Raw genomic sequence first — 11,194 nt, forward strand, 5'->3', positions numbered from 1 at the left:
GCGTCGGATTCGGTTGCCGGTCCGCTCACTGGTCCAGGTAGGAGCGGATGATGCGGGTCGCCGCTTCCTTGAGCGCGGCGGCGGAGCGGTCCGCGGAGAAGATCTGGGTGGTGACGTTGGCGCCTTCCACCAGCATCTGGAGCATGTACGCCAGCCCCTGCGGGTCGCGGACCGGCAGCGGGGCGACGAGTTCGACCAGCATCTCCAGGTACTCGGCCTTCAACGCGCCGGCTTTCCGGTGCACCGGATGCTCGCGGTCGGGGAACTCGACGCAGGCGTTGGCCAGCGGACAGCCGCGGAAGTCCGGTTCGCTGATCCGGTCGGCGATGGCCCCGATCACATACTCCAGTTGGGCCGACGGGTCGTCGGGACAGGCGGCGCGCGCCTCCTCCAACCAGGTACGCGGAGGTGCTGCCTGCGCCTCCACATAGGCGACCGCGAGGCGGTCCTTCGACTCGAAGTTCCGGTAGATGCTCGGCTTCCCCACTCCGGAGCGCTCCGCGATCTCCGCTACGCCGACTGAGCGGATGCCTTCTCGGTAGAACAGGTCGCAGGCGACGTTCCAGACGCGCTGTCCTGCCGGTGACCGCGCTTCCATCCCGCGCTCCTTCTCATGACGGCCGGAGGCCCTGCTCAGGGCCCGCGAACTGGCGACGTACCGTTCGGTACTCAAGGAGCGTACCGATCGGTACTACGGGAGTCAACGGCGACTCACCGAAGCGGTTTCGAAACACCGGCCGACTGGTCGCGGCTCAGAACACCGACCAGCCGGTCAGCGAGGTGAACGCGTCCAGCGCTGCCACCCCGGCCACCGAGTTGCCGCGCAGGTCGAGGCCGGGGCTCCACACGCACAGGGTGCACCGGCCCGGGACCACCGCGAGGATGCCGCCGCCGACGCCGCTCTTGCCGGGAAGCCCCACCCGGTACGCGAAGTCGCCCGCCGCGTCGTAGGTGCCACAGGTGAGCATGACGGCGTTGATCCGCTTGGCCTCGCGGGCGGGCAGCAGCCGGGAGCCGTCCGATCCCACCCCGTGCCGGGCCAGGAAGGAGCCGGCGAGCGCCAGATCGCGGCAGCTCATGGAGATCGAGCACTGCCAGAAGTAGTGCTCCAGCACCGTCGGGACGGGGTTGTCCAGATTGCCGTAGCTGGCCATGAAGTGTGCCAGGGCCGCGTTGCGGTCGCTGTGTTCGGACTCGGAGGAGGCCACGGCCGGGTCGAAGGCGACCGCCGGGTTGCCGCTTTGGGTGCGCAGAAAGTCCAGCATGGCGGTGCCGGCCTCACCGGTGAGCGACTGCAGCCGATCGGTGACCACCAGCGCTCCCGCGTTGATGAAGGGGTTGCGCGGGATGCCGTTCTCGTACTCCAGCTGCACCAGGGAGTTGAAGGGGGTGCCGGACGGCTCCCGTCCCACGCGTCGCCACAGGCTCTCGCCGTCCTGGGCCAGCACGAGCGCCAGGCTGAAGGTCTTGGAGATGCTCTGCACGGAGAAGGGCACCTCCCAGTCGCCGACCCCGGTGACCGAGCCGTCCACATCCGCGACCGCCATACCGAAGCCGCCCAGGTCCACCGCGGCCAGCGCTGGAATGTACCCGGCTGCCTGCCCGCGGCCGACCTGAGGCGCCACGGTGGCCGCCACCTCGTCGAGCACTGCCTGGTAGTCCATCGTCCGCGCTTCTCCTGAGCTTCCGGTGCCGTTCGTGCCCACCCGGCACGAGCCGCCGCTGGCGGCACCGATTCGCAGGTCAGGCCTGGTCGGAGACTCTAGCCTGCAAGGAGCGCGCCGCCCGGGCCGGGCGGTCACCGGGAGTCGGCGAGCCGCGCCGGAAACGGCTTCCCCGGCCTAGCCGGACCGTGCCGGGCCGGAGCGGTCGCCCGTGGAGTGCACCGTCAGCAGTGCCAGCCCGCTCAGCAGGACGACGCGGATGGCGGCATCCAGTCCGTTCCACTTGTCGGACTGCCACATGGCGAACCACTCGCCGCCCACTGCGATGAAGCCCGCTCCGAACAGCAGCAGGAGCATCAGCAGGCCGGCGCTGGACAGCAGGCGGGCCCGCCGCAGGTCGCGCCGAAGCCACAGCCAGGTCGCGGCGATCAGCACGAGCGCGGCCACCGTCTCCCAGACGATGATCGCGACGTAGGCCGCGTCCTGCCACGCGCGCGAGGTGATCGCGCGCCACATCAGGTCCTCGTCCCGGAAGGTGGTGTCCATCGCCAGCACATGGCGTACGAACTGCCTGTTGGTGTCGAAGTCCGTGATGTTCCCGAAAGCGACCAGCGCGATGTACAGGGCGACCGTCGCGGTCAGTACCGCGGCTGCTGCCTCGCGGACTCCGAAGACGCGGCGAGGATGATCCGGTGAGACGCTCATGACTCGACTATGGATCAGCGAGGCCCGTCGGTGAAGTCCGCCTCTGCGGTGCCGGACGGCCGGGCCCGTGGTGCGGGGCCCGGCCGTCGTCGGTGGGTGGGGAGTCGGCCCGTCCGTGAGGTGTCCTGGGGAGGGAGCCGGTCAGGACACCGGCCGGACCGCTCTCAGGACACCGGGGGGTAGGCGTTCTTCAGCAGCTGCTGGAACTGGGCCGGGAACCACTTGCCGGAGATCGGAGCGTCCGGCAACGCCCCGGAGGGGTTGTAGCCGTTGCGTGCGTTGCCCTGATAGGTGGGGTCGCACATGCGGTCGAAGCCCTTGTCCTCGTCGTTCGGGATCTCGGTGCTGGAGCCGTCGGACTCACCTGGCGGCTTCATCCACACATACGCGTCGATCCCGGCGGCCGGGGAGGCTTGCGGGCGCTCACCGAGACCGGCACCGGCCTGGTTGCACCAGTTGCCCGGGTGGATGCGGCGGTCGTAGCGCCCGCCGTCGACGTATGCGTCGACCGACGTCCCGGGGCCGGGACCGGTGGGTCGCTCCGGACCGCCCCAGCCGTTGCGGGAGGTGTCGATGAGCATACCGATGTCGGACGGGAAGCCGGCGGAGACGGCGGCCTGGCGGAAGCCCTGCGCGAAGCTCAGTTCGTCCAGGTACTGGTTCCAGTCCACCCACTTCGACTGCCGCACCGGCTGGCCGTTGACCGAGTCGGTGAGGGAGAAGTTCTCCTCCTTCAGCGCGCTGTAGTTGGCGGTGTTGACGATGAAGCCGTGGACGTCGGCGGGCGTGGCGCCGGCCGCGTTGGCGGCATCGAACATGACGTCCGCCGCCGGCTGCAGATTGCTGTCCCAGCCGAGCCAGCCGTGGTGACCGGCGTCGACGTAGTTGTAGACGTTGTCGATCGCGCCGAGCTGTGCGAGGGCGTAGCCGACGCCCTCGACGTAGTTGCCGTTCCGCTTCATCTCGTCGCACTCCGGGGTGGCGGTGGGCCGCCCGCTGGTGTTGGTGACGAGGTTCGGCAGCGAGTCCGGCTCGATCGTCGTCACGACCCGCAGATTGCTGCGCGAGGAGTACTCCCGCAGGATGTCGCGGATCGGGTTGATGTAGTCGTTCTTGTACCGGCCGATCTCCTCCGGCTCGAGTTCGCCGTTGGAGGCGAGGGCCGAACAGTCGCGACCGGGCAGATCGTAGATGACCAGTTGGACGGTGATCGGATTGCCGTCGGCCTGCTGCAGCGCGGTGTCGAGATGCTCCCGCAGGCCCATGGCCTCCGCGTTGCCCTCGATCGCCGCGATGCGGTCGAGCCATACGCCGGTGCCCTCGTCGGCGACGGCGTCGCCGCCGGGTTCGGCGGCGGCCTTCGCGGACCAGTCCGGGTTCACGTATAACTGCGCGCCCTCATAGGGGTTGTCCAGCTTGGCCTGTACGTCGGAGCCGGACTCCTGCGCGAAGCCGGCCGCACCGAGCGGGCCGAGGGTGAGGGCGAGAGCGGCGGTGACGGTGCCGATGAGCCGGCCGGCTCTGCTGTTGCGACGACTGCCGCGGTGTCGATCGGCGAGCTGTCTCATATGAAGTGTTCCCTCCAACGGTTGTTGCGGTGCGGGACGTTCCCTCGCGGACCCTCCGGCCCTCCTGCGGCCGGGCTCCCGCTCGGGCTCCCGTGGGCCCCCCATGGCATGGAACCGCTCCCATAGCCGCGACACGGTACTTGTGTCGCCCAAGTGGAAGCGCTCCCACGGAGGTTAGTGCGGAGTCCGAGTTCCGCAAGGGGGTGTGCGCACCGGATCCGGCCGCGGTGCGAGCCTCCGGTGGGGCGGTCCCCGGTGCATGCACAGGGCAGCCGACCCGGCTTCCTCTGCGCTGCGTCGAGGTGCGCCTGTCGCTCAGCTGCTCTGGCCGGCCCGTCGCGGATCCGCGCTGCTCAACGGGGCGGAGACCCCGGGCATATGCCGTTTCGGGCGTATGGGAGTCAGATCTCTCTCTCCCTGCTCAATATGCCCATCCATGGGCTCCGACCCCACTAGGCTCACCCGTCGAGTCCTGGGAAGTGCTTGGCCGTTGACACAGAGGAGAAGAACGTGCGCAGGACAGTCGCGGGGGCGGCCTGGGTCGTGGTTGGCGTTCTGGTGGCCGGCTGCGGCGGTGGCTCGGACCCCGGCAACGAGGAGAGCGACGACAAGCCGGCTGCGGCGGCGACGCCGAAAGACAAGTGGGGGCCGCCCGAGACCCATGAGGTGACCCTCCAGGTGTCGGGCACGGGTTCCTCGCAGATCGGGTGGGCGGACGGCACCAGCCACTTCGAGACGGCGACCCTGCCATGGAAGAAGACGGCCCAGGTCACGCTCGAAGGGGCTCAACTGAAGGAGGGCGTGCAGCTGTATGTGACACCGCAGGCCGTGAAGGGGGCCGACGGCGAGTTCGTCTTCCCTCCGTGCGTCCTCAAGGTCGACGGCAAGAAGGTGGACGAGAACGCCGGGGGACAGAGCTCCCAGGGGTGCAAGTACACGCTCAAGGGCTCCTGAACGCGGAGATGTCCCGGCGGTGGACAGGGTCGGCCCGGCTGTCGGTCGTCGGTCGGCGCCCGTCGGGCCGGCCGCCCGCCTTCGCGCAGCGGCCGGCCCGGCGCCCGCCGCTGTCCGGGCCGCCCCCGTGCGGCGGTCCGCCCCGGCCCCGTGCGGACCGCCGTTCGCTCCCTAGACGAGCAGCCGGACGACTGCCGCGACACCGATGACCACGACCGTTCCGCGCAGCGCCGTAGGCGGGAGCTTGCGTCCGACCTTCGCGCCGAGCAGCCCGCCCAGTGTGGAACTGGCGGCGAGTATGCCGACCACAGGCCAGCTGATCGGGGCGATGAAGGCGTAGATGGCGCCCGCCACGATGTTGACCACGGCGGTCAGCGTGTTCTTGAACGCGTTGAGCCTCTGCAGGGAGTCGGTGAGCAGCAACCCCATGACGCCTACGAGCATGATGCCCTGCGCCGCGGTGAAGTAGCCGCCGTAGACGCCGATGAGGAAGATGAGGAAGTACAGCAGCGGTCCGGAGTGCCTCTTCGCGGGGTCGCGGGTCCGCAGTCGCTTCGCGGCGAGCGGCTGGAGCGCGACGAGGACGACCGAGAGGGCGACCAGCCCCGGCACGATGACCTCGAAGGCGGTACGGGGCAGCGACAGCAGCAGTGCGGTGCCGCCGATGGCTCCCAAGAACGAGGGCACCGCGTAGCGGGCCACCCGGCGGGCCTGTCCGGCCAGTTCGTGCCGGTATCCGTACGCGCCTGTGATCGTTCCGGTGATCAGTCCCACCGCGTTCGACGTCGTGGCCGTCACGGGGGGATGGCCGAGGGCCACCAGGACCGGGAACGTCACAAGCGTGCCGGAGCCCACCACCGTGTTGATCGCGCCTGCCCACAGCCCGGCGACGGCGATCAGTGCACCCTCCCACCACAACATGGCAGAAACGTTACGGCTCCGCCTGTGGGCGGCAGCGCCGGGCCCGTCGCGCAGGAGGACCCGGCCCCTTCGGCCCCCGAGGCCGTGTCGGCGAGCGCGAGGAGGCACGGACGCGTTCCTTCAGGAGCGCCGTCCAGCGAGGGAGCGGGCGCCGGTACTCGTCCTGCTCGGTGCCCGTCGGGACGGGGGGATCGCCGCGCGGGTCCATCGGACCAGGCGATCCAGCACCTCCAACACGAACTGCTGGCGATGCGGCGGCAGAAAAGGCCACGTCAGCCAGGCAGGCGCGGACAGCAGTACGACCACCAGGAGCGGCAGCAGGAACAGCGCGGCGAGAGACGGGCGTGGCATCCAACCGGGCATGCGTCGACCTCCAGGGGGCTCTTCCCCGAAAGGGAACCGTGCTGGACGGCGACGCAAACTGGGCATCCCAGGCGATGTGCTCGCATGGGATCTCCGGCCGGAGCCGACATCCACAGACCGCTGGGACCATACCCCCCGCGCGGGCCCGCCAACCCTGCGGAGCCCACGACTTCGACATGGCTGGTGCGCTTCTGCCGGCGGGCGGCCCCGCACCGGTTCGCCCGGAGCGGGGCCGCCGCGCTGTGTCTCCCGTCAGCGACCCGAGCGGTCTGTCACGCTGCGCGGTCTGTCACGTCGCGGGTCGGGTGATGTCCACGGCGACGTGGTCGACGAGAAGAAAGCCGCCGGGCGTGGTGGCGGCGGTCGGTGTCGCGTGCCCGGCCACGCCGTCGGGGAAGGCGCCGCCCATCGCCAGGTTGAGCAGGATGAAGTGGCCGTGGTCGGTGGCCTTCCGCCAGGTCGCGGCGTCCATGTCGGACTCCCGTACGGTGTGGAAGTGTCGGCCGTCCTGGTACCAGCGCAGCTCTTCGGTGGGGCCGGTGCGGTCGAGTTCGAGGGCGAACTCGTGGAAGCCGCCCTGACAGGTGCCGCCGCAGCCGGCGCTGTTGCCGAGGCCCTGGGTCTCGTTGCAGGGGCCGCCCGGGTTGACGCCGCAGTGCAGGACGCCGTGTGCGGCGCTCTGTCCGTTGACGTTCTCCATGACGTCGAACTCGCCGATGCCGGGCCAGTTCTGGTAGTTGCCCCGGTAATCGGCGCCCAACGTCCAGAAGGCCGGCCAGTAGCCCAGCGCACCGTCCCCGGAGACCTCGGGCAGCTTGAGGCGCGCGGAGATGCGCATCTTGCCGCCCTCGGGCGCCGCGAAGTCGGTGCGCCTGGTCTCGATGCGGGCCGAGGTCCAGGTGCCGCCCTCCTTGAGGGCGGTGATCTTCAAGTGGCCCGCCCCGTCGAGCTGGAGGTTCTCGGGCCTGTCGGTGTAGTTCTGGACCTCGCCGGTGCCCCAGTTGGGCGGGCCGCCGGGATAGCCGTGGCCGGTGTCGATGATCCAGTCGTCCGAGGAGGGCAGGGAGCCGGCGGCGCCGTCGAAGTCGGTCCGCCACACCTCCTGCGTGATCTGTGCGTCCTTCGTGGCCTGGGTGCGCCGCTGTGACGATGCCTCGTCGGCCTGGGCCGAGGGCAGCGTCAGTGCGCCCAGTGCCGTCATCATGGCAGCCACCGCCATCAGAAACGGGCGACGGTGTCTGCTGCCGGCAGGGAACATGGCGATGCGCTCCTTAGCAGTGGGGGGTGGGTGAGCGCTCTCACGGCACAGCACCGTGCCGAAGGTCTGGACCATCGTCAAGGCCCGCGCACGAACGGACAGATACGGGCACGCCCCGTCCCGCTCGGGCACCCCCCGCCCCCACCTGGCACCCCACAGGGGACCTGCCGGGCGAGCCCTCGCGTCGCCGGAGGACGGCCTCCGGGCAGCGAAGCGGCGGGACCGGGAACCGACCGTCAGCCGGTGAGCCCGGTCCCCGCTCCAGCTCAGCGCGGCTCGCGCTCGTACGCCCGCGCCGCCGCGGACTCCTCGGGGCCGCGGACGGCCTTCGAGCCGCCCTTGGCCTTCTTGTCGGGCCGCAGGATCACGCTCTGCCCGGACGACGGCGCCTCGGGGTCGGTGAAGTCCTGCTTGCCGAAGCCCGCGTCGAAGTCGTCCATCGTGCGCAGGGCCTTGCTGACCCCCTCGCGGGTGAGGTCCTTGGCCTTGCACGCCCGCTCGAGGGCCTCCCCGTAGGTGGAGGCGGCGGTCCAGCCGGCGACGACGCCGTTGTCCAGAGTGTCCTTCGGATACGCCTTCGCATAGGCGGAGGCGAGCGCCGAGGGTCCCTTGGAGTCGTCACCGATCGGCAGCGCGGGGGAGGCCACGTAGTACGCCTTCTCCAGGGCCGGGCCCGCCTGGGTACCGAGGAGCTGCGGCGAGAAGGCGGAGTTGTTCCCGATGACGGGAACGGAGAGCCTGCGGGCCGCGGCGACTCCGACCAGCGAGGCGGCCTGCCGGGGTCCGGCGCTGAGGACGACGGCCTCGACCCCGGCCTTCTTCAGCGCCGCCACCTGGGCCGTCATGTCGTTGTCCGTCGGTTTGATCTTCTGCTCGACCAGTTCGAGCCCGGACTTGTTCGCCATGTGGCGCGAGCCGGCCAGCGCGTTCTCGCCGTAGTCGCCCTCGAAGTAGACGTGGCCGAGCTTGTCGCCCTTCTTCAGGCCGTGTTCCTTCATCAGGAAGTCGATGGCGTTGATGGTCTCGATGTCGTAGGTCGAGCCCACCACCCGGATGTAGGGGCTGCCCAGGAGCTCGGCGGACCACGCCTGCGGCACCACCAGCGCTTTGTCACGCCGGTCGATGCGCTGCCGGAGCGAGGCGACGAAGGGCGAGCCGATGAACTGGACGTAGCCCAGCACATCCGGTTCCAGTTCGGTGTAGGCGGCGACGGCCTTCTGCGGGTCGTAGCCGTGGTCCCGTACCGTCAACTTCAGTGTGCGGCCGCAGATACCGCCCTCGGCGTTGACCTGCTTCACATAGAGCCGCTGGGCCTGGGTGACGCTCTTGCCGAGCGTGGCGTACACACCGGTGAGATCGGTCAGGGCGCCCAGTGCGATCGTCTTGTCCGTCACGCCGTCGCCGGTCTTCACACCTCCGGCGCCCTGCTTGCCGTCCTTGCCGTCCGCCGCCTTGGAACTGCAGCCGGCGGCGGCGGTGAGCGCGAGCAGGGCGGCGAGCGCGGTCGCGGTGGCTCTGGTCCGGCGGCGGCCGGGGCCTGTGGAGTGGTTCATCGGTCCTCCCCTGGGGTTGACGAGCTGCGCCGGGCGGTGAGCGAGGCCAAGCCGCCGGGCAGGAAGAGCACAACCGCCACAACGGCGGCGCCGTACAGATAGCGGGACGCCTCACCGGGTGCGATGCCGCCGGTGCCGGGGTCGGAGACCAGTGGCAGCGCCTCGCTGTAGCGGGTCAGCAACTGGGGGAGCAGCGCGACCAGGGCGGCGCCCAGCACCGCGCCCGACACCGAGCCGAGCCCGCCGATGACGATCATCGCGAGGTACTCCAGCGAGAGGGCCATGCCGAAGTAGTCCGGTACGGTGCGCTGGAAGACGAGGGCGAGCAGCACTCCCGCCAGGCCCGCGTACATCGAGGACAGTACGAAGACGGCGGCGCGGTAGCGCGCCACGGGTACGCCCATCACCCCGGCGGCGATGCGATGGTCGCGAATGGCGTTCAGCGCGCGCCCCGGACGGTCGCGCAGCACACCGCGGGCGAACAGACCGCAGCACAGCAGCAGGACGAGCCCCGCGTACCAGAGCTTCTCGGCCGCACCGAAGGGCACCGCCGCGACGGTGACTTCGGCGTCGTCGAAGGTGAGCCCGAAGACGCTGAGCGGGGGAACGTCGCGCCCGTTGAAGCCGCCGGTCAGGTCCTCGGCGTTGAACAGGACGTGCTGCCCTATGAAGATCAGGGCGAGCGTGGCGATGCCCAGGTACGCGCCGCGCAGCCGCCCCGCGATGGGGCTGAAGAGCCCGCCGGCGGCGCCCGCGGTGGCCACGGCGGCCGGTACGGCGAGCCAGGTGGGCAGGCCGAGTCCGAGCAGGCCGTCGCCGCCGTCTCCCGCGAAGGCGCAGTAGCCGTAGGCGCCGACGGCGAGGAAGAAGGCGTGGCCCATGGAGAGCTGGCCGGTGGCGCCGGTCAGCAGGTTGATGCCGATGGCGCCGATGGCCGCGGCCATCGCGAACAGCCCCGCCTGGAGCCAGAACCTGTCCAGATAGAACGGCAGGGCCAGCAGCAGCGCGGTGCCCACGCCCCAGAGGCAGACGCGTGGATCGCGCGGAACAGCGGGGGAGCGGAACCTCCGCTGCCGGGTGCGAGGGCCGTCGTACGGGCGGCGGCGTACGGCTGTGTGTTCGGCGGGTTCAGACACGGGCCGTCTCCTTCGTGCCGAGCAGCCCGGCGGGCCTCACGAGCAGAATCGCGATCATCACCAGGTAGGGCGCGAGGTCGCCGAGCCCCCGCCCGAGGAAGGTCAGGTCGCTCTGGTAGCCGGTGGCCAGGGACTCGGTGACACCGACGATCAGCCCGCCGGCCAGGGCTCCGGTGGTCGAGTCGAGCCCGCCGAGAATGGCTGCCGGGAACGCCTTCAGAGCGGCCAGCGAAGTGGCCCGCTCCAGTCCGGGAGTGGGGAAGACGGTGAGGAAGAGCGCGGCGACGGCGGCCAGTCCACCGGCGACCGCCCAGGCGCCGAGCGAGACCCGGCCCAGCCGGATGCCCATGAGGGCGGCGGTTCCGGCGTTCTCGGCGGCGGCGCGCATCGCCACGCCCCAGGAGGTGTAGCGAAAGGCGAGCAGGAACGCGGTGATGAGCAGCCCGGCGACGAGCAGCGCGGCCACCCGGGTCTGGGCGAGGGAGACGGAGCCGATGGTCAGCAACTGGTCCCCCCACGGGTCCCGCACCGCGAGCACATCGGTGCCGATACGCCGGGTGAGGTCGGTGACCAGGAGGATGTCGACGCCGATGGTGACGATGGCCAGGACGCTGTGGTCCGAGCCGCGGTAGCGGCGCAGCACCAGGAACTCGATCGCGGCGCCGACGAGCGCTCCCGAGGCGATCCCGGTGAGCAGCGCGGGCCAGAAGCCGATGTCGTCGCTGAGCACGGCGGTGACATAGCCCCCGGCGAGCAGCAGCGAGGCGTGGGCGAAGTTGACGACCTCCGTGGCCCGGAAGATCACCACGAAGCCCAGCGCGATGAGGGCGTAGACGGAGCCCAGCGAGACGCCGCCGAGCAGGAGTTCGATGAAGGTGGTCACGGCGCTGTTCCTTCCGCGCTGTCCGTGGGGGCGCCGCTGCCGGCGTCGCCGCTCCCGTCCGTCTCACCGAGGTAGGCGCGCACCACGGCGGGATCGTTCTGCACCTGGGCCGGAGTGCCGTCGGCGATGCGGCGGCCGAAGTCCAGGACGGTCACGGCGTCGGCGAGGCGCATCACGACTCCCATGTCG

General features: G+C 70.6%; 11 protein-coding genes and 1 pseudogene. 1 reads left to right on the forward strand and 11 read right to left on the reverse strand.

Annotated features, from left to right (window positions below):
• Positions 1-25: 25 nt before the first annotated feature.
• The 4 genes from KBY19_RS13670 to KBY19_RS13685 all read right to left on the reverse strand — a co-directional run bounded on the left by KBY19_RS13670 (position 26) and on the right by KBY19_RS13685 (position 3,937).
• Positions 26-598: a TetR/AcrR family transcriptional regulator gene (locus KBY19_RS13670; RefSeq protein ID WP_210956942.1), complete on the reverse strand. Its 573-nt coding sequence runs from the start codon at positions 596-598 to the stop codon at positions 26-28.
• Between the two features lie 154 nt (positions 599-752).
• Positions 753-1,664, reverse strand: a complete 912-nt coding sequence (locus KBY19_RS13675) for a glutaminase (RefSeq protein ID WP_099877602.1) — start codon at positions 1,662-1,664, stop codon at positions 753-755.
• Between the two features lie 177 nt (positions 1,665-1,841).
• Positions 1,842-2,369: a DUF2165 domain-containing protein gene (locus KBY19_RS13680; RefSeq protein WP_099877600.1), complete on the reverse strand. Its 528-nt coding sequence runs from the start codon at positions 2,367-2,369 to the stop codon at positions 1,842-1,844.
• A gap of 164 nt (positions 2,370-2,533) precedes the next feature.
• Positions 2,534-3,937, reverse strand: coding sequence for a glycoside hydrolase family 6 protein (locus tag KBY19_RS13685; protein WP_099877597.1), 1,404 nt, complete (start codon positions 3,935-3,937; stop codon positions 2,534-2,536).
• 510 nt (positions 3,938-4,447) lie between these two features.
• On the opposite strand from KBY19_RS13685, the gene KBY19_RS13690 reads away from it, so the two are divergent.
• A complete protein-coding gene (locus tag KBY19_RS13690) occupies positions 4,448-4,891 on the forward strand; it encodes a hypothetical protein (RefSeq protein WP_180289543.1) in 444 nt (147 codons plus the stop codon).
• A gap of 171 nt (positions 4,892-5,062) precedes the next feature.
• Here KBY19_RS13690 and KBY19_RS13695 read toward each other — a convergent pair whose 3' ends face one another.
• The 7 genes and pseudogenes from KBY19_RS13695 to KBY19_RS13725 all read right to left on the reverse strand — a co-directional run.
• Positions 5,063-5,812, reverse strand: a complete 750-nt coding sequence (locus KBY19_RS13695) for a sulfite exporter TauE/SafE family protein (RefSeq protein WP_210965843.1) — start codon at positions 5,810-5,812, stop codon at positions 5,063-5,065.
• 120 nt (positions 5,813-5,932) lie between these two features.
• On the reverse strand, positions 5,933-6,163 hold the full coding sequence (locus tag KBY19_RS13700; RefSeq protein ID WP_185016099.1) for a hypothetical protein: 231 nt from the start codon (positions 6,161-6,163) through the stop codon (positions 5,933-5,935).
• Positions 6,164-6,464: 301 nt separating this feature from the next.
• Positions 6,465-7,433 carry a glycoside hydrolase family 16 protein gene (locus KBY19_RS13705; RefSeq protein ID WP_247690942.1) on the reverse strand — a complete coding sequence of 323 codons (969 nt, stop codon included), beginning with the start codon at positions 7,431-7,433 and terminating at the stop codon, positions 6,465-6,467.
• A 266-nt stretch (positions 7,434-7,699) separates the two neighbouring features.
• Entirely contained in the window at positions 7,700-8,986 is a 1,287-nt protein-coding gene (locus KBY19_RS13710; protein WP_099877584.1) for an ABC transporter substrate-binding protein, read from the reverse strand.
• The gene (locus KBY19_RS13715; protein ID WP_307843506.1) at positions 8,983-10,002 is read right to left on the reverse strand and encodes a branched-chain amino acid ABC transporter permease; all 1,020 of its coding nucleotides are present in this window, start codon (positions 10,000-10,002) and stop codon (positions 8,983-8,985) included. Before KBY19_RS13715 ends, KBY19_RS13710 begins: the two co-directional genes overlap by 4 nt.
• 112 nt (positions 10,003-10,114) lie before the next feature.
• A complete protein-coding gene (locus KBY19_RS13720; protein WP_099877577.1) occupies positions 10,115-11,005 on the reverse strand; it encodes a branched-chain amino acid ABC transporter permease in 891 nt (296 codons plus the stop codon).
• Positions 11,002-11,194, reverse strand: a pseudogene (locus tag KBY19_RS13725) (hypothetical protein); the annotation flags it as partial. The pseudogene KBY19_RS13725 and the gene KBY19_RS13720, both read right to left, overlap by 4 nt.

The sequence above is a fragment of the Streptomyces sp. B15 genome, assembly GCF_018070605.1.
GTDB classification, from domain to species: domain Bacteria; phylum Actinomycetota; class Actinomycetes; order Streptomycetales; family Streptomycetaceae; genus Streptomyces; species Streptomyces smyrnaeus.